General features: G+C 48.7%; 15 protein-coding genes. 5 read left to right on the plus strand and 10 right to left on the minus strand.

Annotated features, from left to right (window positions below):
* Positions 1-2 precede the first annotated feature (2 nt).
* Positions 3-3,320 carry a VCBS repeat-containing protein gene (locus Q4E93_RS15165; protein ID WP_303586565.1) on the plus strand — a complete coding sequence of 1,106 codons (3,318 nt, stop codon included), beginning with the start codon at positions 3-5 and terminating at the stop codon, positions 3,318-3,320.
* On the opposite strand, the gene Q4E93_RS15170 is transcribed toward Q4E93_RS15165, so the two are convergent.
* Genes Q4E93_RS15170 through Q4E93_RS15200 form a run of 7 tightly spaced genes read right to left on the minus strand, consistent with a single transcriptional unit; the run spans position 3,311 to position 11,927 of the window.
* On the minus strand, positions 3,311-4,627 hold the full coding sequence (locus Q4E93_RS15170) for a sensor histidine kinase (RefSeq protein ID WP_303586567.1): 1,317 nt from the start codon (positions 4,625-4,627) through the stop codon (positions 3,311-3,313). The genes Q4E93_RS15165 and Q4E93_RS15170 overlap by 10 nt on opposite strands.
* Positions 4,611-5,984 (minus strand): sigma-54-dependent transcriptional regulator, encoded by a 1,374-nt coding sequence (locus Q4E93_RS15175; RefSeq protein ID WP_303586569.1) that lies wholly within the window; start codon positions 5,982-5,984, stop codon positions 4,611-4,613. Before Q4E93_RS15175 ends, Q4E93_RS15170 begins: the two co-directional genes overlap by 17 nt.
* A 29-nt stretch (positions 5,985-6,013) precedes the next feature.
* Positions 6,014-7,195 (minus strand): ABC transporter permease, encoded by a 1,182-nt coding sequence (locus Q4E93_RS15180; RefSeq protein ID WP_303586571.1) that lies wholly within the window; start codon positions 7,193-7,195, stop codon positions 6,014-6,016.
* Between the two features lie 32 nt (positions 7,196-7,227).
* Positions 7,228-8,487 carry an ABC transporter permease gene (locus tag Q4E93_RS15185; protein ID WP_303586573.1) on the minus strand — a complete coding sequence of 420 codons (1,260 nt, stop codon included), beginning with the start codon at positions 8,485-8,487 and terminating at the stop codon, positions 7,228-7,230.
* A gap of 37 nt (positions 8,488-8,524) precedes the next feature.
* Positions 8,525-9,190, minus strand: a complete 666-nt coding sequence (locus tag Q4E93_RS15190; protein ID WP_303586575.1) for an ABC transporter ATP-binding protein — start codon at positions 9,188-9,190, stop codon at positions 8,525-8,527.
* Between the two features lie 26 nt (positions 9,191-9,216).
* Entirely contained in the window at positions 9,217-10,674 is a 1,458-nt protein-coding gene (locus tag Q4E93_RS15195) for a TolC family protein (protein ID WP_303586578.1), read from the minus strand.
* A 5-nt stretch (positions 10,675-10,679) separates the two neighbouring features.
* Positions 10,680-11,927 (minus strand): efflux RND transporter periplasmic adaptor subunit, encoded by a 1,248-nt coding sequence (locus Q4E93_RS15200; RefSeq protein ID WP_303586579.1) that lies wholly within the window; start codon positions 11,925-11,927, stop codon positions 10,680-10,682.
* Between the two features lie 225 nt (positions 11,928-12,152).
* On the opposite strand from Q4E93_RS15200, the gene Q4E93_RS15205 reads away from it, so the two are divergent.
* Positions 12,153-17,756: a glycosyl hydrolase gene (locus tag Q4E93_RS15205; RefSeq protein ID WP_303586581.1), complete on the plus strand. Its 5,604-nt coding sequence runs from the start codon at positions 12,153-12,155 to the stop codon at positions 17,754-17,756.
* An 8-nt stretch (positions 17,757-17,764) separates the two neighbouring features.
* Here Q4E93_RS15205 and Q4E93_RS15210 read toward each other — a convergent pair whose 3' ends face one another.
* The 3 genes from Q4E93_RS15210 to Q4E93_RS15220 are packed head-to-tail and all read right to left on the minus strand — an operon-like array spanning position 17,765 to position 20,610.
* On the minus strand, positions 17,765-18,994 hold the full coding sequence (locus Q4E93_RS15210; RefSeq protein WP_303586583.1) for a hypothetical protein: 1,230 nt from the start codon (positions 18,992-18,994) through the stop codon (positions 17,765-17,767).
* Positions 18,991-19,419 (minus strand): QcrA and Rieske domain-containing protein, encoded by a 429-nt coding sequence (locus Q4E93_RS15215; RefSeq protein WP_303586584.1) that lies wholly within the window; start codon positions 19,417-19,419, stop codon positions 18,991-18,993. The genes Q4E93_RS15210 and Q4E93_RS15215 overlap by 4 nt, the downstream gene beginning before the upstream one ends.
* A gap of 3 nt (positions 19,420-19,422) precedes the next feature.
* Entirely contained in the window at positions 19,423-20,610 is a 1,188-nt protein-coding gene (locus Q4E93_RS15220; RefSeq protein ID WP_303586586.1) for a di-heme oxidoredictase family protein, read from the minus strand.
* A 138-nt stretch (positions 20,611-20,748) separates the two neighbouring features.
* On the opposite strand from Q4E93_RS15220, the gene Q4E93_RS15225 reads away from it, so the two are divergent.
* Genes Q4E93_RS15225 through Q4E93_RS15235 form a run of 3 tightly spaced genes read left to right on the plus strand, consistent with a single transcriptional unit; the run spans position 20,749 to position 22,502 of the window.
* Positions 20,749-21,405, plus strand: coding sequence for a metal-dependent transcriptional regulator (locus Q4E93_RS15225; protein WP_303586588.1), 657 nt, complete (start codon positions 20,749-20,751; stop codon positions 21,403-21,405).
* Between the two features lie 49 nt (positions 21,406-21,454).
* On the plus strand, positions 21,455-21,850 hold the full coding sequence (locus tag Q4E93_RS15230) for a (R)-mandelonitrile lyase (protein ID WP_303586590.1): 396 nt from the start codon (positions 21,455-21,457) through the stop codon (positions 21,848-21,850).
* A 1-nt stretch (position 21,851) separates the two neighbouring features.
* Positions 21,852-22,502 (plus strand): class I SAM-dependent methyltransferase, encoded by a 651-nt coding sequence (locus Q4E93_RS15235; protein ID WP_303586592.1) that lies wholly within the window; start codon positions 21,852-21,854, stop codon positions 22,500-22,502.
* The last annotated feature ends 3 nt before the right edge of the window (positions 22,503-22,505 follow it).

The raw sequence follows: 22,505 nt of genomic DNA on the forward strand, positions 1-22,505 counted from the left end.
CTATGTCTTGCCATAAAAATATGCTGCTGCGGCTTGCTATTGCCTGGGTGATGGTTGCCGGCTGTCACCGGCCGGATCCCATGTTCCTCAGCCTTCCATCTTCGCGTACGCGTATTGATTTTGTCAATACGCCCGTGGCGAGGCCGGGGCTTGGGATCCTTCAGTATATCTATTATTACAATGGCGGAGGGGTGGCCGTCGGCGATATCGATCAAGATGGATTGCCCGACATTTATTTTACGGCCAATACCCGGGGCCAGAACAAGCTGTACCTGAACAAGGGTAATTTTGAATTCGAGGATATTACTCAAAAGGCGGGGGTGGCAGGCAGTGCGGATTGGTGCACGGGCGTCACGATGGCGGATGTCAATGGAGACGGGCTATTGGATATTTATGTGTGTGCATTGGCCAATATGCATGGGTTCAAAGGGCATAATGAATTATTCATTAATAATGGCAACGGGACTTTTACTGAGCAGTCCAAAGCCTATGGCCTGGATTTTTCCGGCTATTCCACCCAGGCCGTTTTCTTTGACTATGATCATGACGGAGACCTTGATTGCTACCTGCTGAATCAATCCGAACATCCCAACCAGCACATCGTCGATACCAGCCACCGGAGAATACCCGATGTCAATGCGGGGGACAGGTTATATCGGAATGACGGGCCGGGCCGGGATCAAAGTTCAGGAGCGCAGCCGAAGTTCACGGATGTATCTGTGCAGGCGGGCATCTATCAAAGCTGCCTGGGATATGGGCTGGGGATTGCTGTGGGCGATCTCAACGACGATGGCTGGGAAGATATCTATGTAGGGAACGATTTTCATGAGAACGACTACTATTATATCAACAATGGCGACGGCACCTTTACTGAAAGCGGCGCAGCACATTTCAGGCATTACAGCCGTTATTCCATGGGTAATGATATCGCGGATTTCGATAATGACGGCCAATTGGATGTAGTCACGGCCGACATGCTGCCGGGGGATGAAAAAATACTGAAGACTTATGGGAATGGGGAGCACCTGGACGTCTACCATCAAAAGATCGTAAAGAATGGATTTCAGCACCAGTATTCCAGGAACTGCCTGCAGCGGAACAACGGCGACGGGGTCAGCTTCAGCGAGGTCGGATTGATCGGCGGTGTTTCTGCTACCGACTGGAGCTGGAGCCCTTTATTCGCGGACTTTGACAATGACGGGAACAAGGACCTGTTCATCTCCAGCGGCATCGTCAAGCGTCCTCTCGACCTGGATTTTATCATGTATTTCTCTAATATCGGCGATCCTCGCCGGTTTGGAAGCCCGGCAGCCTATGAGCAGGCTCTGCTGGATAAGATGCCGGATGGGGCATCCTATCCTTACCTGTTCAAAGGGGACGGACATTTGCATTTTAAAGACATGAGCGAAGCCTGGGGAACCTCGGCATTGAGGGGATATTTCAACGGTGCAGCCTATGCGGACCTGGACAATGACGGCCGACTGGACATTGTGATCAATGCGCTGAATGGACCGGCCGTCATACTGGAGAACCATACGCCGCGAAAAGATCATCTCACCGTGACATTCCGGGGGGAAGGTATGAATACATCCGGCATTGGGGTGAAGGCCTATCTTTTCAGCGCGGGGCATATGCAATATGAGCAAATGATGCTTACCAGGGGATTTATGTCATCATGCGAACCGCGGCTCCATTTCGGGCTGGATAGTAACGCGCCGCCTGACAGTCTACTGGTCGTGTGGCCGAACGGGCGTTGCCAGGTGGTCAGGAAACCGGCAGTCAACCAACAACTGGTCTGCCGGCAACAGGAGGCGGATAAAGATTTCAGGAAAGAGGCTTTTTTCCCTAAACAAAAACGCTTTTTGGAAGATGTCAGCAAGCAGATGGCCGTAGGGTGGAAGCATGAAGAGGATGCGTTCAACGATTTCAACCGGCAATACCTGGTCCCACATCTGGAATCCACCAGGGGCCCCGTCCTGGCGGTGGGTGATGTGAATAAAGACGGACTCGACGATCTTTTTGTCTGTGGCGGAAAAGGTCAGCCAGGCTGTCTTATGATCCAGACCGGAGCAGGGCGCTTCCTGCCGCAGGATACGGCTGTATTTGCGGTCAACAAAGAGACGGAAGGGGTTGGCGCCGTTTTCTTCGATGCCAACAACGATGGTTATCCTGATCTATATGTGGTCAGCGGGGGCAATGAATACGCAGATGGCGATCCCCGACTTGCGGACCATTTATATATCAATGACGGGCGGGGACATTTTAAAGAGGCTGTGGGCGGACTGCCGACCATACTTGCCAACAAGTCCTGTGTGGCGGCGGCGGATGTTAATGGGGATGGAAAGACCGACTTGTTCATCGGCAGCCTGGCTGCTCAAAAAAGCTATGGTGCTGAAGGGGGGACATCATGGCTCCTGCTGAATAGAGGGAATGGAAAATTCGTGGTGGCAGGCGAGCCGGTGATATCCCTGCGGGGAATGAACAGGGTGACTTCCGCCGTATTTGCGGACCTGGATCATGACGGATGGGCGGACCTTGCTTTAGCGGGGGAATGGATGGGCGTACAGCTATTTTTCAACGATCACGGCGTCTTTCGAAGGAAAGAGATCGAAGCCTCAACGGGGTTGTGGCAGACTTTATGTGCGGAGGATGTCAACGGAGACGGTGATGTCGATCTGCTGGCGGGGAATTGGGGACATAATTCAAAATTATTTGCAGGCAGGAACGGGCCATTGAAACTATATGTAAAGGATTTTGACGGCAATGGCACTGTCGAGCAGATCATGGCCTGCACGACAAACGGGCAGGAATATCCTTTTCTCGGTAAGGATCAGCTGGAGCTTGCGCTGCCGGCATTAAAGAAAAATAACCTCAGCTATAGTGCAGTGGCAGGCAGAACAGTGCAATTCCTGTTGGGAGATATGTTCAATGGGTGCCGGGAGCTAAAGGCGGAGACGCTTGGCTCTTCCTGTTTTATGAATGACGGAAAGGGTAATTTTAGCAGGAAGGATCTGCCGGATGACCTTCAACTGGCTCCCATTTTCGCTTTCACTCCTTATCCTTTCGGGGACAGAAAGGCCTGGCTGTCTGCGGGCAATTTTTATGGCGTATTACCTTATGAAGGGCGGTATGATGCCATGCTCCCATCCATTTTTGACTACAAAGGCGGCGCTGCCGGCTTTTCCCTCCTGTCCAGCCTTCCATTCGTATCCGGGGAGGTTAGAGATGCAAAATGGCTTTCCTGCGCCCAGGGCAAGAGGATATTGGTCCTTGCAAGGAATAATGATGCGTTGCTCTTTTTACGGCCTATTCAAAAATGAATGGTGAATTCTGTGACGCCGGGGCCGACGGTTCTCAGAGAGAAATTGAAACCGTGGTTAAGCAAGATCTCCCGGATTATGGTAAGACCTACGCCCTGGCCATCTTTCCTGGTGCTATAGAACGGCGAAAACAGGAATTCTTCGGATCCAGGCGGGATACCTTTGCCGGAGTCGCGGATGATCATACACATGGGAGAGCGCCGGGTAAGAATGGTTATTATCCCTGCTTCATCGATGGCTTCCAGGGAATTCTTGATGATATTGATCAACGCTTGCTCCATCTGCTGAACATCTGCTGAGATCACCAGGGGTGAAGGGCCGGCTAAAGTCGCTTTTGAAGTCTTGTCGGGCTCATGCTCCTGGAAAAAAGTCACCTTTTTCCCTCCTGCCTTTAACCGCATCAGCTCAATAATATTTTGTATTAACAGGACCAGGTCAACGGGCTTCTTGTCGGGCAATGGTATCCGCACGAGGTCCGCAAAATTCCGCATGAAGAGGTTCAGGTTATTATTCCGTTCCATGGCAACCCTCAAAGCATTAGTAAGCATGTCGTTGTGCTGCTGCGCCTGTAAAGTGGACTGGATGATCGAGTTCACGGGGCCGATGGTATTATTCACTTCGTGCGCCATCATCCGGATCACCTTGCCATAGGTCTTTTTCTCCGCATCGAGTATTTCGGCAGTCAGTTCCTCCAACAGGACAAAATGACGGGGAAAACCGCGATCCAGAAAATGCGACCGCTGCAATTTATAGGTGGCGGCTCCATTGAATGTAAGTATTTTCGACTGGCCGGATTGCAAGAGCCGCACCTGTTGCAGTACAGGATGGTCCAGCCCGGCGATCGGTCTCCCCAGCACCTGATTTTCCTCCACGTCCAATAATTGTAAGGCCTTGGGATTTATCTGCTGGATGTGCTCATCGTAGTCCAAGATCAGGATACCGGTGGGGGAAGTGCGGACGAGCTTTTCCAAAAAGTAATGCTGTTGCTCCTGCTTGCTCCGCTCTGCACGCAACGCATCGATCATTTGGTTGTACACATCGATCAGTTGGTCCATCTCATATTTGCCGGTGGTTACGAATTTCACAGAAAAATCCCGGTCCCTGATCGCATCGGTACCCTGCATCAGCAACTTCAGAGGCTGTATCAGTTGATTGTATAATTGCCAGGATAGAAGGATGGAAAGAAGGATAAAAACCTCGGCGACGATGAAGAGGGCCTTATTGTCCTTGAATACAAAATAGGACAGCACCAGCGCCGCCAGGTGAACGATCACGACAAACAGAATGTATTTAGTCCGAAGCTTCATCGTAAGGGATATTATATTTCTCCAGCCTGCGATACAGGGCACTGCGGGTGATCCCCAGCGCTTTGGCCACCTTCGTGATCCGGTGTTTATGGAAATCCATCGCTTTATGGATCATCTGGATCTCCATTTCCTCGAGCGTAAGGGTGCCGACTTCGGGCAATCGAACAGGGCCCTCCCTTTTAAATTCCATTTCCACCTGCTCCTGGAAATCATTTACCTCCAGCAGGTCTTTTTTCGTAACCAGTATCGTCCTCTCCACCAGGTTCTTTAACTGCCGGATATTGCCGGGCAAGGGCAATCGTTGGAGCCAGGCCATGGTCTCAGGGGTCACAGATAGCCCGGGACGATCGTATATCTCCCTGAGATTATTCACAAAATGGTTCACCAGCAAAGGAATATCTTTTGGTCTTTCCCGCAATGCAGGCATCCGGATCGTGATCAGGTTGATCCGATAGAAAAGGTCTTCCCGGAAGGAGCCGCCTGCGATCATCTCCTGCAGGTTCCTGTTGGTGGCACAAATTACCCTGATATTTACTGTTTTGGAACGGCTGCTGCCTAGTGGTTCATAGCTCCTGTCCTGTAATACCCTTAGTAATTTTACCTGGCTGCTGTGGTCCAGGTCTCCGATCTCGTCCAGGAAAATGCTCCCTTTGTTGGCCATCTCGAACCTGCCTACCCGGTCTGTCTTCGCATCCGTAAATGCGCCCCTCACATGGCCAAACATCTCGCTCTCGAACAGGGTGCTGGAGATCCCACCCAGGTTCACTTTCACAAAGGGTTTATTATTCCGGAGGCTGTTCTGATGGATCGCCTCGGCAATCAACTCTTTGCCCGTGCCGCTCTCTCCCATGATCAACACCGAAGCATCGGTAGCCGCGATGCGCCCGATGGTAGCCAGGATATCCAACATCCTGGGATCTTCCCCGATGATATGCTGAAACTGGAAATGGTCATCCAGTTTTGAGCGGCTCAGTCTTTCGACCTTTTTTTCCTGCAAATTCAGGATGGTATGTATGGATTGCAGCAGGTAGTCGTTATTCCAGGGCTTATTGACAAAATCGCATGCCCCTGCTTTCATGCCGGCAACCGCCAGCTCGATGGTGGCCCACCCGGTGATCAGGATCACTGGTATTACCGGATACATCTTTCTGATCTGCTTCAGCAGGCGCATGCCCTCTTCCCCTGATGTCGCCATACTGAAGTTCAGGTCCAGGATGATCAGGGAAGGGGTATGATGGATCAGCCACGCAAGGGCCTCGTCCGGTGAGCCGCAATCTTTGGTCGAATGCCCCTCCTGCTGCAATAGCAACAGCAGGGATATCCGCACCGCCTTATCATCTTCTATGATCAGTATCATACAGTAAGTGGCAATTTAGTGCTTTTTGACTAGTCTTCATGCAAGGCGACGGCAGGATAAATGGCTGCCGCCTGTCTCCCGGGGTAGAATGCGCAGATCATCACCAGCAGGTAGATAAAGGCAATAGCAAGTCCCTGCGCAATAAGATAGGTAAGGGCTGGCAGGTCGAAAATATTCAGCAAAGGGAACTGAAGGGCAAAGAAGGAGCCCACGATCAATGAAATGGTCGACAGCACCAGCGCTTCCCCCACCAACTGCCCGGAGATGGAATGGCCGCTGGCCCCCACCGCCCTGCGCAGGCCGATCTCGCTTTTACGCTTGCTGATATTATACCAAAGTACGCCAAACAAGCCAAGCGCCACATTGATGATCAGAAAGCCGGCAACGATCAGTGTAATGATCACAGGTATGAGCCTGATATTATTTATTCTTGTCCGCATATATGCCAGGTGCTGAATATTAATGTCCGGATTTCTCATGGTACTGGAAAGTACTTTGAACAACCGGCTTTCGAAAGCTCTATCTGCATCGGAACTCACTTTTAGAAGAATGGCGCCGCCCCCATAATTACCCGTGTCTACTCTCCTGTATAAACCATTGTGCGGCCCCGCGAAATCTCCCTTGTCTTTCAGATCATTGATAACACCCACTATTTTCATATTTCCCATCCCTTCGCCCCCCTCACCAATCAATTTCCCAATGGCATTTTCGTTCCCGAATAAACTTTTCTTTAGGGTCTCATTGATCACGACAGGCTTTTCTTTGGCGGCATCGTCTTCTTTTGAGAACCACCTGCCTTCTTTAACGCTGACATGCAATACGGCGCTATAGCTGTCATCAACCGTGTACTTATCTGCCCCCACATTTTTTTTATAGTAATTTACTCCTCCAACATTATTATCATTTCCGAAAGGAATGTTCTCGCTTGAAAAACTCACCTCCTCAATCTGAGGCATGGATCTGATCAATTGTCTTACAGATCCTCTAAAAGCAGCCATACTGTCGGGATCCGATATTTCCCTGGGGGCGTTGTATCCAAATTTCCATACCCTGTCATACTCAAACCCCATCGGTCGGTGATAATTCTGATAATAATACACCAGCGCCGTAAACACGGCAAATAATATGATGAAAGAAACGAACATCTCCGTCATCAGCAGAAAGTTCTGTTTCTTTTTATTCCAGATCAGCTTAAATAAATGCGTCAGCATATGCTTAATTTATAATATTAATTACAAAAGGGTTATTGGGCCTTCAATGCCATTACCACGTTCATTCTGGACATGCGCCATGCGGGATAAACGCCCGACAGTAATCCAAAAACAAGACTGGCAAGCAGGGCAAAAGAAAGTACATGGAAATTGACGGAGATACGGTTGTTGTACATAAAATCCATGCTGTTGATGACTTGTACAATGATGAATGACAACCCTACGCCGATGGCCCCTCCGATGAATGTGAGGATCAGGTTTTCTACAATAAACTGGTACACCAAGGTCCGGGAGGACGCACCGAATGCCTTGCGGACGCCTATTTCAGAATAGCGGTCCATGATACGGCTGATATTGATATTCACCAGATTCAAGGTTGGCAGCAACAGAAAAAGCAGGAAAAATATACTGACAATTAAGATAAATATGTCCACGCCGGCGCCGGCGCCCTCGGTAAACCCCGCGTGAAAATCGCGGACAAAAGATTCAAGAAAGGTATCGGCAAAGACAAGCTTCCTGTCAAATATTTTATTGTCGATCTTTTTATCGTCCATGGGTACTTTTGCCGCCATCTGGTTAAACTCCTCCTTCATTTTCGGAATATTGGCCTTTGAATCCAACAGGAGGATGCACGTGTGTCCTCCGACGAGAGAAGGTTCATGCATATCCTCTTGCGTAAGGGTCAGCGGAGTAAATATATCTGCATAAACATTGCTTGCAGAAGGCAGGTTCTTAACCACTCCGGTGACCCGGTATTGCATATTTAGCAGTTCTATATATTTTCCGACTGCGGCTACGCCCTCGTTAAAATAATTGCTGCGGACCGCTTCTGAAATAACGACAACTTTTTCCCCGTTGTCTATCTGCTGTTTAGTATAAGGTTTCCCTTCAACAAACTGAAATTGCAAAACTTCCCAGAACTGGTCGTTGGTGGATCTTACACTAGTCACCTGCTTTTTATTGTTTAAATAAGTAGTTACAGGGAAATTGCCACTCAAAATGGCTATTTTGGCAGGCGTTTTTAACCTGGACACATAATGATCAATGAAGTAGTAACTGGGGCCGGCGTTTATACTGGATGCATTCGTTGAACTCCGGATCTGCATCCTGGAGACGAACAATTCCCTGTCCCTGTTGATATCCGGATAGCCCGCGCTAAACATATTATCTACAAAGGCTGCAACGATAATTACGATGGTTAACGTAAAGCTGATACCGAACAGGCTGATGAAAGTAAAGAACTTTTTCCTGCGCAGGACCGCGATGGCTATTTTAAAATAATTTCTAAGCATAGAGTTCTGTTTTGAGATGTTGGCAACCACCGGTTACTTATTGCACCAATACTCCATCGAACAGCCTTACCAGGCGATGGGTTTTTGATGCCATATATTCATCATGGGTGACCATTATTATTGTTGTATTGTCTGTAGCATTCAATTGCAGTAAGATATCCATGATCTCGCTACCCATGGCACTGTCCAGGTTTCCCGTTGGCTCATCGGCCAGGATGATCTCCGGCCGTCCGACAATGGCCCTCGCGATGGCTACGCGTTGTTTCTGTCCGCCGGAAAGCTGGGAGGGAAAATGCTTTACCCGATTGCTCAAACCGACTTTTTCCAGCGCAGCTGAGGCCAGTTTTTTTCTTTCGTTGCCGGAACTGGTCCGATACAATAAGGGTAACTCTACATTGTCCAGTACTTTCAGATCGTTGATGAGATGATAGCTCTGAAAAACAAAACCGAGCTTCCTGTTCCTGAACTGCGCCAGTTGCTTATCCGAAAAATGATCTGTTCTTTGCTCATCAATTTTTATATCTCCTTTTGTTGGAGCATCCAGTAAACCCATAATGTTTAACAAGGTGCTTTTGCCGCAGCCGGAAGGGCCCATGACAGACAGGAATTCACCCTTTGCAATGTCGAGACTAATGCTGTTGAGCGCCAATGTTTCGATGGCGCTTGTACGATATACTTTTTCAATGTTCTGTAAACGAATCATAGTGCTGTTTTTTTTAATAATATTATTTATTTATACATGATCTTTTCATTTTTTTCAAAGTCATACAGGGACAAATAGCGCAACTGGTAATAAGCTCCCCAGAAATCCCGCAGGGCTGAAATATAATCTCTTTTCGCCTGGTCCTTTTCCGTAAAAGCGATGCTCAGGTCGGTGACGCTTAAATTGCCGAGCACATACCGGTCTTTGGCTATCTGGTATTTCTCACTCGCAATACTGTCGGCTTCCGCCGCGAGGACTACCTGGTCTCTCATCATATTGAACAAGGTAACCTGGGTAACGATCTGCTGCACGAAGATCTGCTTATCCTGTTCTACGGTGTACTCTGTAAGCTGCTGATTGGCCTGCGCCGTCCTCGTCCTTGATCTTGACCTGCCCCAATCCAGGACTGGAATAACAAAATTCAACTGCACCAATTGCTGATCCTGAGGGTTCTGGTATACCTTTTCTATCGTTTGCGCACTTTTGGAGTACCCCAAATTAGCCGTTAAGACAGCATTCAGGCCATTGTCCCCCCGCGCCTTGGCTACATCCCTCTTTGCTTCTGCTATACGCCGCACAAAGGCAATCGCATCTGACCGATTGGCATAAGCTTCCGTCAGGACTTTATCCGTAGCCACATTCATGTCGATGATGGCGGCAGGTAATTCAAGCGCAATCTTATCAGCGCCTGTAAGCCCGGTGTAAGAACGAAGGTTTAATGTTGCTATCTGCATATCGCGCTTTGCCATGCCTACCGCTTTCCTTGCTTTAAGTTGCTCCAACTGAAGTTGAAGGATCTCGTTCTTTGATATTTTCCCAAGATCCAGCTTCTCATTGGCTATACGCTGGATATTTTGCGTATTGGTCAGGTTGGTTTCTGCCACCTGGAGATTGACTTGCGCCAGCAGCAGGTCGAAAAAATAGCCGCTCGCGATAATGGAGACCTGTTCCATCGATTCAATATAAGCCTGTTTGCTTTCAGTGAATTTCAGCGGTTCGATCTTTTTATCCCATTTTAACGCATTGAATTGCCATAAGGGCTGGCTGTACCCAATGCCATAAGGTACTCCGTTATATAAAGTATTCTTACGGTCAAAATCATCAAAGCGCTGCAGTTGGGTAGTGCCATAGATGCTTCCTCCGGTGGCCGCAATGCTTTGGCTGAAGGAAAGGTTCAGGGATGAATTGTCATTATGAATGGGTTGAAATTGTATTGTTCCATTGGGTTGCAATACCTGTGTGAATGTTTTGCTATAGCCTGGCAATGTGCCCGTCAATGATAATTGCGGCTGATAATTGGAGCGGTAGGTACGCCATTGCCAGTATTTTGTTTCTTTTACCGTAGCGGCCTGCCTGGAAGCGATTGATCGCTCTTTGGCCATCGTTACGACTTGTCCCAGGGAGATCCTGATGGTATCACTGGCTGGCTGGCAATATCCCCTGAAATAACAGGACAGCAGGAGCATGAAATAGAACGATCTCATATCTATTAATTAGTAATAATAATCTCCTGTGAATTCTTATATTCACTCATGTCGGATGTGATAATCAGGTCGCCTGGCCGGACATTGTCTTTGATCTCCACATAATCAAAACTCATCATGCCGATGTGTACTGTCCGCCGTCGCGCCTTTCCATTGCCTACTATGAAGATGTCTTGTGTAGGCGACCCTTTGAAAGCGGGCCCGTTCGCCACACGCAGCACGTTGCTATGGGTTGAAGTAACCAGGAATACATCTACTTTCATATTAGGACGGAACAGCTTGTTATTCCGTTCATTCAATTGTATATCAAATGATACAATACCGTTGTGTACAGAGGGCTGAATATTGATCACCGTCCCTCTTATCTGCGTATCATTGATGCGAATGATCGCGGTCATATCATTATGTAACTGGTCGAGATAATTATCGGACAGGCTTCCATGCACTTTAAAGCTGCCCAGGTCTGCTATGCGGGCGAGCGCATCACCCTCCCTTATGGAAGCCCCAATGTTCTCATTGACCCAGGTGACGACTCCCCCGCGGCTTGATACGATGTTGGCCAATTGCAGTTTACGCCCCAACTCGTTCAGGTCATTTTCCTGAATGGACGCGGCGATCTCTGCTTCCTTCATTTCCGTCTGCATGGTCTGCTGTTTGCTTTTTATTTCATTTTCGAGTTGCCGCTTTTCCAGCTGTGCCACTTTTAAATTGAGTTCGGCCTGTGACACGTCTTCTTTCGTCCCGCCGCCGGCCTTGAATAAACGTTTGGCGTTTTCGACATCCGCATCGAGGCTGTTGATCCGCAATTGTTTGATGTCATTATTGGATTGAATGTCATAGAAGCTTTTGTCCAGCTGGAGCCTCAGTTTCTTAATATCGTTGCGTTTGGATTCCAGCTGGAATTTCAGCTTCGTATATTCGGTTTGGGACGTGGATTTATCGAGGGTGAGAACAGATTGACCGGCCTTTACGCGGCTACCCGCGTCCAGGATCACTTTTTGAATGGAAGCATTGATGGGGCTTGTGATGGTCTCTTCAAACTCAGGTAATATTTCTCCGGATGCAGTAATGGTATTTTCAATATCGCCCTTTTCCACGACCGCTGTGGTGAAGGCGGATTGTTTTATGGAAGACTGCAAGGAGGTCCGGAGGGACCAGATGGCCAGGAGCAGGAGTAGCATCAGCGTTCCCGCTATGAGCAGGGTCTTTCTTTTTCTTTTGGCTATTACCTGTGCTGAGAGCGCCATATCCATAATGCAAAATTTGCATGGTGGTATTTCAATCCAGATGCCAAATATAAATCAATGAAAACCAGGTGATTAATAAAAAGTAAAGTTTGCAAAACGTCCGGTTTCGAACATTTTGTTCTATCAGTGGCGGTTGAATTTGCCGAGGAAGTGGCAAATATGTCAGAAAGTATAAAAGAAATGCCATTTTGTTTATTCTTATTCGTTTTCGGTGTGGCTATCTTTAAAGCGATGTCCCATTTCAAGATTGTTTTATTTGCCATTCCTTTTATTATACATTGTTTAGGGGGCAGCCTGTCACTACAGGCTCAGATCAACGGATATCCCCCTGTTTCCGCAAAGAAGAACGGAGCTGTAAACCCCTTGTCACCTGATCCGGTGATGAATTACACCTGGGCTCATCCGAAGGCGTCCGATGATCTTGAAAGTTACGTGTTAGCACCTGTTAGCTGGGTGGTCTCCGTTCCTGGCAGTTTCGATATGAAAGGGTATAAGGAGAATGATGTGATCGTCGTGAGCGGACCCGGAACTATCCTGTTTGATTTCGGACGGACAAATGCCGGCTGGCTGGAATTCGATTCTGATGATCTAAAGGACAGCATAACGATGAGCATCAGCGAGTACAACGAGCCGGCTGTTGTAAACAGCGGGGCTGTGCATCCAAGCAAAACGCTGGCCCCGGTGAAGCACGGCCAAACTTACCGATTGGAATTAAATCCGGAACTATACGAAGGGGTGAGATTTGGCTGGATACAGGTGGTCTCTCACCGTGCGACCTGGCACATGAAGCATTTTCGTCTGGTGTGCCAGACTAAACCGGTGAACTACCAGGGCAGCTTTTCCTGCAGTGACCCGGAGTTGACCCGGATATGGTATGCAGGAGCCTATACTGTCAAATTAAACCTTTTAAAGAATTATCTGGGCGCCATATTGATGGAGCGGACGGACCGGTTTTCATGGACGGGAGATGCGTATGTAGCCCAGGCTGCGTCTATGGTGGCTTTTGGAAATTACGACTTCGTGAAGGCCAATATTGACTATACCTCCAAACTTGATAACGGGATTGCCAGCTATGCGCTTTATTGGGTGTTAAGCCTTATTGATTACGTGAATTACACCGGCGATACAGCATTTGCGAAGAAATATATCAATAACGCCAGCGAGAAGCTGGACCGGGCTTACCAGCATTTTGGCAAGTCGCCCAAGCTCGGCTTTTATGGCTGGGACGAACGGCTGGGAGCGGGATTTGAAAATGCGAATATTGCGGAATCACAGTATGCCTATTCGATGCTCAGTATACGATCGTGGATGGAATTCAGCGCATTGATGAAACAGATTGGAAGGCTGGACCTGGCAAAAAAGTTCACCGGGTATGCTTATCAAAAAATTGGGGAGGTAAGGAAGAATAGAGGCTGGCAGGAAAATTTTGGCATCCATGCCGCAGCGGATGCTATCAATACCGGGCTTACGACCCCTGCGGAGGGCGCTGTATTTTATGATCGCAATTTTACCGACAGGGTAAACCGTCAATCCTACTCTCCATTCAATGAATATTTTATCATTGGAGCAATGGCAAAAATGAAACGGTATGAAGATGCGGTGAGCACGATCAAGGATTGTTGGGGAGGCCAGCTAAGATATGGCGGAACGACATTTTTTGAGGTATACCGTCCCAGCTGGAATGCTATTCTCGGGAAGAACGATGCTCCTCCCAATTGTCAGTGCACGTATACGAGCCTGACGCATCCGTGGAGCGCCGGCGTCGTGAAATGGCTGTCGGAAGAAATGCTGGGGATCAAGCCGATGGAGCCGGGCTTCAGGACATTTGAAATCATACCCCATTTGACAGATACGATAACGGCTGTCAGTGGAAGCACTCCTACATTACAAGGAAGGATCTCTGCAGATTTTGATATAAGGTCGGGCGTTGCCACGATTGGGATACCCGAAGGGACGAGGGCAAAGAGGATTGGTATGCCGTTGAGGGGAAACAGCGTTACATCCCTTGCTTTAAATGGAAAGTTGGTCAAGTTTTTACAGAAAGACGGATATGTGTATGTGAATGACCTGGGGCCGGGGAAATATGAGTTTAAGGCAACTTATCGTAATTATCGTGGGCCGCAGCAGACGGTGAGCGCTCCGTGGAATTATCCCATTGATAAGTTGGTGCAGGACAGTGTGACATCCGGGAACTGGAAGGGCCGGTATGGAAAGGAAGGTTTCGTTTTGTTCAATCAACCGGAAAAGGGAAAACATTTGCAAAAATTACCGGGGTACTTATCCTCAGTAGTCCTAAGGAATGAAGCAAACGTTCACCTGGATATCCCGGGAGACAATAGCGTATTGACCGATACGTCCGGCAATGCCAGCTCATTCGGGGCGGTGATCACCCAGGACCCTATTCCATTGCTGGAGACAATGACGATCGATCTCCAGGTGACCGGAAACCAGCAGCACCAGGTGGCATTGTATTTTTTGGATTGGGACAATAAGGCAAGGCGATCCGGGATAGAAGTGTTTGATGGCAGGACCCTGAAGCTCATTGCCCCGGTGCAACTGATAAGGACATATAAGGGGGGAAAATACCTTGTGTTCAATTATTCCGGAAGCATCAGGATCCGGGTCAACCAGGTACGTGGTCCCAATGCCGCGGTGAGCGGGTTGTTTTTCGATGAGCCAGAGGAGCAGGATCTCAAAGCGGTGGAAACTGGTTTTAGGACAGCTCCCGATTCCATTCAAACCAGTGTTTACTGGTATTGGTTGTCCGGCAATGTTTCCAAAGAGGGGGTTGTCAAGGACCTGGAAGCGATGAAAAGGGTTGGGATCAACAGGGCGTTCATAGGTGATATTGGCCTGGGCGACGTACCCTATGGAAAGGTGAAATTCCTTTCGGATGAATGGTGGGATATATTGCATATTGCCCTTAAGACCGCAACACAACTGAATATCAAGATCGGAATGTTCAATGGCCCCGGATGGAGTCAGGCAGGCGGACCTTGGGTTCGGCCGGAACAAGCCATGCGTTACCTGACCTCGGCACAGGTGATGGTGAAAGGACCCTTATTATTTAATGATAAATTGGTTAAGCCGCAGGGGAATTTTCAGGATGTAAAGGTACTTGCCTATCCTGTTACTTCTGATTACGGTGCAGATATGAGTGGGTCGGGCCCCAGGCTGTCATCAGCGCCGGCTATGGATTCGCTTGCGAGACTGATGGATCATGACGAGGCGACTGGCATCCCTCTTACCCAAGGCCAGCAGTTTTCGCTGGATGTAAGTACGCCGCAGCCGTATACGGTACGCAGTGTAAGCATTTCTATGATGCACCAACCCGTGTATCTTGAAGGCGAGATCCAGGCAAAGTTGAATAATGAATATGTTACCCTTAAACATTTTACGATAGATCGCAGAGCCCCCAAACTACAACACGGCTTTATACCCTGGGGCAGGGCCGTCGTTTCCATACCTGCCACGACCGCTAGCAACTTCAGGGTATTACTGACAAAGGTCTCAGGTAATTCGGGGATATCCGAATTGAAATTATCGGCAACGCCCATGGTTGATAGTTACATGGAGAAAACGATGGCTAAAATGTGGCAGACGGAAGATCTTGTCTGGGGAGCTTACTTGTGGAGCCCACAGCCAGATGAGCAGTCGGCTTATATCATCGACCCTGCCAAGGTGGTTGACATCTCCCAATATATGGCTGCCGACGGCACGTTGCACTGGAATGTTCCTCCGGGGGACTGGGTAATTGAACGGACAGGCATGACGACGACAAACACACAAAATGTACCTGCAACGCCGGAGGCCACGGGCCTCGAAACGGACAAAATGAGTAAAGCGCACATCGCTGAACATTTTGACGCCTATCTGGGGCAGATATTAAAGCGGATCCCGCCGGAAGACCGCAAGACCCTCACTGTCGTAATCGCGGACAGCTACGAGACGGGCAGCCAGAACTGGACTGACCTGCTGATACCGGAATTTAAAAAGAGATATCATTATGATGCCACGCCCTTTATTCCTGTTTTACAGGGGAAAATAGTGGGCAGCGCAGATCTTTCAGACCGATTTCTCTGGGATCTCCGGAGATTGATCGCGGACGATGTTGCTTATAATTATGTTGCGGGCCTGCGGGAGGTAAGTCATCAACACGGGCTGACCACATGGCTCGAAAATTACGGGTATTTTGGATTCCCGGCGGAGTTTCTACAGTATGGCGGTCAGTCGGATGAAGTCGCCGGTGAATTCTGGTGTGAAGGGCATCTTGGAAATGTTGAGAATAAGATAGCTTCTTCAGCGGCACATATTTATGGGAAAACCAAGGTGTCTGCAGAGTCATTTACGTCAGCAGGCAATCACTGGCGCCGGCATCCGGCCATGTTGAAATCGCGAGGCGACCGTTTTTTTGCTGACGGGATCAATAATACCTTGCTCCATGTTTATATTCACCAGGCTGAGCATGACCCTAAGCCGGGTTTGAACGCATGGTTTGGGACCGAATTCAATAGGGCGAATACGTGGTTCTCTGATATGGATCTCTTTGTGAAATATATCAAACGGTGCAACCTGATGTTGCAGCAAGGGCAATTTGTCGGAGATGTTGCCTATTTCATTGGGGAGGATGCCCCTAAGATGATCGGAGTTACTGATCCTGCCTTACCTAAGGGGTATTCATTCGATTATATAAATAGTGAGGTGATTGAAAACAGCCTGTCTGTAAAGGACGGTAAACTAACTTTACCCAGTGGCATAAGCTACAGCATCCTGGTATTGCCCAAACTTACTACCATGCGCCCGGAACTGCTGTCAAAAATAAAGGAGCTGGTGCAGCAAGGTGCGGTGGTGTTGGGGCCAAAGCCCGAAAGGTCGCCCAGCCTGGAGGGTTATCCAGAAGCAGATAAGCAAGTGAAAACTATGGCGGATGAGTTGTGGGGCAATATCGACGGCGGGAAAAACAGGGTGCATCCCTACGGCAAAGGATGGGTTTTGAGTGGCATGAATATGCAGGACGTGCTGGACCTGTTCAAGATAATACCCGACTTTACAAGTACCGGGGGCGGCGACGTACTTTACATCCACCGGCAATTAAAGGGAGGGTCAATTTATTTTATTTCCAATCAGAAAAATGAGCCCATTGACATTGCCGCTACATTTCGCATAGCGGGAAAGAAACCGGAATTATGGGATGCCGTCACAGGGACAGTGCGTAATCTGCCAACCTTTATTCAGGAAGGCGGCGGTACTTCAATGCCTATTCACCTTGCGGCGAATGGCAGTGCTTTCGTTGTTTTCAGGAAAGACGGGACAAAGGGCGATGCGTTGGGTGGGAACTATCCGAAGGCTATGGATAGCATGGCGATAAGGGGACCGTGGACGGTGACCTTTGACAGCAAGATGCGAGGGCCTGAAAAGCCGGTGATATTCAATGCACTGACAGACTGGTCGCAGCACTCCAATGACAGTATAAAATACTATTCCGGCGCCGCGTATTATCGAAATGTTGTATCCATTAAAAAGATCGGGGAAGGGCTGCGCTATGTAATCGACCTTGGCATTGCCAGGGACATCGCCAAAGTGTCCGTGAATGGTGTTGAAATGGGAGGGGCCTGGACGCCGCCCTACGAGGTCGATATTACCGGCGGGCTTAAGCCTGGCGACAATAAGCTAGAAATAAAAGTAGTGAATACCTGGGTGAACCGTTTGCTGGGAGATGCTCTTTTGCCGGCAGAACAACGGAAAACGACTACTTTATTTGGTCCAGATGCGGGAGCCGGCCTGGAATCATCGGGGTTATTGGGGCCGGTCAAGATTGACATTTATAAATATTAGCGCAGTAGTTAGAAGTAAGTGGAAATGCCGAATATAAACCCGGCGGTATTTGCAGGCGGATTGCCCAGCAGATCCCTTTGTTTCCGGATACGATAATTTAACCGGAGAACAGTTTGTGAATTTGGTCTGAAGCTTACGGCGGGCATGACGCTCCAGACATCGTCGGCGATGTTGCCTCCCGTTTGTTTAAATCTTCCCACATTCCAATCTACATATTCAAGGCGGCAGGCAACATTCAAGACGGCTCCTTCCCATCCTAGTATGTTGTTTTTCAGGACAGGCTGGACAATGTCCATGTAGCCTCCCCGCTGTCTGTTGCCAAACTGTTGTGTATAGGTGTTGGGGACATCGACGAGGATCCAGGCCCATTCCCCGATGATATTGGTATTGGTTCTCTTAATGAGGGTATTGAAGTCTACCGCAAACACATCCACTCTTCTTTTTTTATCCAGGATCAAGCCGTCATCCTGCCATTTATTATATACTCCACCCATATAGGATAGGCCAATTTCTCCTATCCTGGTATTTTTAAGCGCCAGTTTGCCTGTAACCAGGGGTTCGCCGCTTGCACTCTCTTCAAATCTTTCCGGGTTGTCTTTTGCCGCTGGTAAGTAAGTCTTATTTTGATTGTTATTAATTATGGAATTATTAAATCCGCCTGTTAAATAAAATTCGTAACCGAGCATCCATTTGTCACGATAGTATTTCCCATACAGGCCAAAGCCTGCATTGCTCCAGGTGTCAGGCAGCATTTTTTCGGCGGATATGGGTCTGTCTGTAAATTCCCACTTAGGTCCGTCATGGTTTTGATTAAAAGCGCCGATGGGGTTTACGATCATGCCGCCCCTGAGGTTGAATAACGGATGAAATTCAATATCTACCGCTGCGAATTCCACCTCAATCGAATTCTCTGAAGGTTCGAATTCTATCTCGGATAAGAATTTGATGCGTTTGGAAATGCTGGAAGAAACAAATAAGCTAAGTCTTCTAAACTGAAATTGATGGCCTTCCGATATGCCGTCCGTACCCAGGTGCTGCCAGTTGGCTTCCACGTAGCCGCCCAGGGAAACGGGAAGTTTGCCCAACTGGAGGGAAGGTCTGTTATACATGGCATCCATGTTCATTACGGGCCTGGAGGTGTCTTTGGGTACGCGTCTTAACAGGCTGGGGTCTATTTGCGCAGTGGCAGGTGAAAATCGGATGATGAAAAGTATGGCTATCAAATATTTTCTTCTCATTTCAAAGATATTAGCAGTTGATCGTTCGTAATGGTTACCGGAAAAGTCCTCAACGAAGCGTTGGCGGGGCCGTTCTCCACTTTACCATGGCTGTTAAATTCGCTGCCGTGTGCAGGGCATTGCAGTTTGTCGCCGAATGCCTGCAATTCAGTTCCCTGGTGCGTGCATTTCATGAGTAAGGCCTCATATTTGCCGTCGACGTTCCGGTATACACAGATAGGGTACTGTAATATGTCATTTTGCAGTACCAGGTAATTCTTATATCCTTTTTTGTTCCTGAAGGCGGACAGGGGTACGACCATGTCGGAATCTACTATTGATGCCGTTATCATTTTCGTGGAGCCGCAGCTTTCCAGCAGGGATAATATCAAACCGCCGCTTAAGCAGCCGACGCAACCTGTCGCTATGAATTCTCTTCTCTTCATTTGCTATAAACTTTTCAGGAATGTGATGATCTTCTGTCTCTCTGATCCAGTGAGGGCATTGAAGGCATTTTTCGCATTGCCGGCCTCGCCTCCGTGCATCTGGATGGCTTCTTCAATGCTATGGGCCCTTCCGTCATGCAACAAAAAGTATTGCCTACCCTGCGATCCGGGGGCAAGGCCTAAACCCCACAAGGGCGCTGTTCGCCATTCGCTGGTGGCTGCGTTGCCTTCCGTGTAGCCGTCGTCCAGGCCAGGGCCCATGTCATGTAACAACAGATCGGTGTAAGGAGCGAATGTTTTATTGTTCAGGGCGGCTACGGGAGAAGCGCCTGTTCTTAATTCCGGCTTGTGGCAGCCGGAGCAGTTGATGCCGATGAAAAGCTGTTTGCCAGCCATTACTTCTGCGTTGGATTGATCGCGTTGAACGGGGGCTTTTAATGTTTGCAGGTAAAACACTACATTATTAATGGTGGTTGTTGATGTTTCGGGGTCAATTTCCAAATGGGAATAAACATCATAGGGTTCAAAAGCGGAGGTAATGCCTATATCCTGGTTGTAGGCGTTGGTCGTCTGTTGCCGCAGATCGTATACACTTGCCTTTTTTCCAAAACGACATATATATTTCCCATTCCTGGTCAGGGCATTTGGCGCCGGGGTTACAAACGGGGGGATCGTATTCCAATTGGGCGTGCCGCTGATGCCATCGCCATTGGTATCATTGGGGTCGCTCATGGAAAGGATATCAGCGTCGGGGACCAGCTCCAGAAAGCCCAATCCCGTGTTGCCCGGCGGCATAAATTTCGCAGAGGTGGCTCCCGCGGGGATCTGTTCGGGCTGGAATCCGGGCAGGGCCCTATCCTGTAATTGCGGCCCACCCTGGTCCAAAAACCGATTGCCTGTGCTATCTATCTGACCAAACCTGGTAAGGGTGCTGAATGGATGTCCTTTCCCGTCCCCTGCATGGCAACTGGCACAGCTCGTGGCTACGAAAATCGGTCCGAGCCCTGTTTCTTTGGTAAAGACCTGGCCGGTGAAATCGGCATCGCCTAACCCATGCTGTGCCGCTTGTGCGTAGGTCAATCCATCTACGGGCCCATCGAGGACCTTGTCTTTGGCCGGGGCGGCGGGTTCCAGCTTCGAGCAGGAAACTACCAGGGCCAGCATCCCTATTACGACCCAAAGCTTCTTCATTCTTAATACCCTTAATTTTCACAAACCTAATATAAAAATTTAGGTATACCAAAATATTTGACTTTGGATGCCAACGGGTATTATTTGGGGTCGTATTTACCATGCGCTTGGGTAAATTCAGTTATTTTTGCAAGAACTATGACGATCTCAGTTACAGAGGAGAACTATCTCAAGGCTATTTTTTCAGTGACCTATCCTGCAGAAGGCAGGGTTGGTAACCAGCTGATCGCTGAAAAGCTTGGTATCAATCCCGCCTCGGTAACTGAGATGTTGCGTAAGCTGGCCGAGAAGAAGCTGATTGAATATAACCGGGCCAGCGGGGCAAAATTGACCAAGGAAGGATTGAAGGCTGCGATAAAAGTCATTCGCAAGCATCGACTGTGGGAGACTTTTTTAGTCGAGCATTTGAATTTCACCTGGGATGAGGTACATGAGGTGGCCGAACAACTAGAGCATATTCAATCAGACAAATTATTAGACGAGCTGACCACATTCTTAGGCAACCCGAGCTTTGATCCTCATGGGGATCCCATCCCTGATAAGAACGGCAGGATACCGAATCAAAAATGTAAAAATTTATCAGAGATCGAGACCGGCAAGAAAATGAAGGTGGTGAAAGTGGCGGATAATACGGCTTCGTTCCTGAAGTACCTGGACAAGCAGGGGATCGCGTTGGCCGACAGTCTTATCGTGAAGGAGATCCAGGATTTCGATAAATCCTTGCTGGTAGAGGTCAAAGGGAAAAGAGAAGTGTATTTAAGTGCGGAGGCGGCGAAAAAGATATTGGTGGAATAGTCAGAGTCCCAGCTGATCAGTCCTTTTCTGTTGGATAAAATTATCAGGTATGGAAATAAAAAGAGTTGGCTCGCAGCCTTCAGGTAAGGGCCCTGCCGAATGGTTTAGCGGTACGGTGCGCATAGATCCCCTGTTCCAGGCGAGCGATCCGGCAAGGGTAGGCGGGGCCAGCGTTACTTTTGAACCAGGCGCCCGTACGGCCTGGCACACTCATCCGCTGGGGCAAACCTTGATTATCACGGCGGGTTGTGGTTGGGTTCAGCGGGAGGGTAGTTCGATCGAGGAAGTCCATCCCGGTGATGTGGTTTGGATCCCGCCCGGTGAGAAGCATTGGCATGGCGCCACACCTGTCACGGCAATGACACATTTCGCTATACAGGAGCAGCTGAATGGCAAAGCGGTCGAATGGATGGAGAAAGTAAGCGACGATCAATATCGCAGGTAGTATGGCTGAAAGAAGATGCGATAATGACTCAGGGTTCATCAATAAAAAATGGATCAATTTGGATTCGATAGAAGAAGTAATAGGGTCCACGGATATATACCTGGTGGATCAGATCATGAAAGGACGATATAAAGCGAATGACGTCATCCTGGATGCGGGTTGTGGATACGGCAGGAACCTGCATTGGTTCCTCCGGAACAATGTCGCGATATACGGCGTAGACCAGGATGCCGGGGCTATTCATGATCTGCAGGGCCGGTGGGCGGCGGTAGCAACGCGATTCCGTCAGTCGGCAGTAGAAAAGTTACCCTTCGAGAATGATCAATTCGACCACATTATCAGCAGTGCGGTATTACATTTTGCAAAGGATACCGAACATTTCCGGCAGATGATCTCGGAGATGGTGCGTGTTTTAAAACCTTCCGGCTCGTTATTCATCCGAATGACATCAGACATAGGTATTGAAGATAAAGTGCTGCAGGCAGGGGACGGAGTGTATGACATACCTGATGGTTCCCGTCGATTTCTGCTGACCAGGACTTTACTGGCGGACGTCATGCGAAAGAACGGATTATCCTTCCTGGAACCGTTGAAGACGGTGAATGTTAATGATATTCGATGTATGAGTACGGTGGTGTTGCGAAATGAATAGGCC

Origin of the sequence: Flavitalea plasmicola, assembly GCF_030546645.1 — a bacterium.
In the GTDB taxonomy this organism is placed as follows: Bacteria; Bacteroidota; Bacteroidia; order Chitinophagales; family Chitinophagaceae; genus Puia.

What these genes read in the sequence shown, in the direction of transcription:
- Q4E93_RS15165 (WP_303586565.1), top strand. Translation starts at nt 3, where the DNA reads ATGTCTTGCCATAAAAATATGCTGCTGCGGCTTGCTATTGCCTGGGTG.
- Q4E93_RS15170 (WP_303586567.1), bottom strand. Translation starts at nt 4,627, where the DNA reads ATGAAGCTTCGGACTAAATACATTCTGTTTGTCGTGATCGTTCACCTG.
- Q4E93_RS15175 (WP_303586569.1), bottom strand. Translation starts at nt 5,984, where the DNA reads ATGATACTGATCATAGAAGATGATAAGGCGGTGCGGATATCCCTGCTG.
- Q4E93_RS15180 (WP_303586571.1), bottom strand. Translation starts at nt 7,195, where the DNA reads ATGCTGACGCATTTATTTAAGCTGATCTGGAATAAAAAGAAACAGAAC.
- Q4E93_RS15185 (WP_303586573.1), bottom strand. Translation starts at nt 8,487, where the DNA reads ATGCTTAGAAATTATTTTAAAATAGCCATCGCGGTCCTGCGCAGGAAA.
- Q4E93_RS15190 (WP_303586575.1), bottom strand. Translation starts at nt 9,190, where the DNA reads ATGATTCGTTTACAGAACATTGAAAAAGTATATCGTACAAGCGCCATC.
- Q4E93_RS15195 (WP_303586578.1), bottom strand. Translation starts at nt 10,674, where the DNA reads ATGAGATCGTTCTATTTCATGCTCCTGCTGTCCTGTTATTTCAGGGGA.
- Q4E93_RS15200 (WP_303586579.1), bottom strand. Translation starts at nt 11,927, where the DNA reads ATGGATATGGCGCTCTCAGCACAGGTAATAGCCAAAAGAAAAAGAAAG.
- Q4E93_RS15205 (WP_303586581.1), top strand. Translation starts at nt 12,153, where the DNA reads ATGTCCCATTTCAAGATTGTTTTATTTGCCATTCCTTTTATTATACAT.
- Q4E93_RS15210 (WP_303586583.1), bottom strand. Translation starts at nt 18,994, where the DNA reads ATGAGAAGAAAATATTTGATAGCCATACTTTTCATCATCCGATTTTCA.
- Q4E93_RS15215 (WP_303586584.1), bottom strand. Translation starts at nt 19,419, where the DNA reads ATGAAGAGAAGAGAATTCATAGCGACAGGTTGCGTCGGCTGCTTAAGC.
- Q4E93_RS15220 (WP_303586586.1), bottom strand. Translation starts at nt 20,610, where the DNA reads ATGAAGAAGCTTTGGGTCGTAATAGGGATGCTGGCCCTGGTAGTTTCC.
- Q4E93_RS15225 (WP_303586588.1), top strand. Translation starts at nt 20,749, where the DNA reads ATGACGATCTCAGTTACAGAGGAGAACTATCTCAAGGCTATTTTTTCA.
- Q4E93_RS15230 (WP_303586590.1), top strand. Translation starts at nt 21,455, where the DNA reads ATGGAAATAAAAAGAGTTGGCTCGCAGCCTTCAGGTAAGGGCCCTGCC.
- Q4E93_RS15235 (WP_303586592.1), top strand. Translation starts at nt 21,852, where the DNA reads ATGGCTGAAAGAAGATGCGATAATGACTCAGGGTTCATCAATAAAAAA.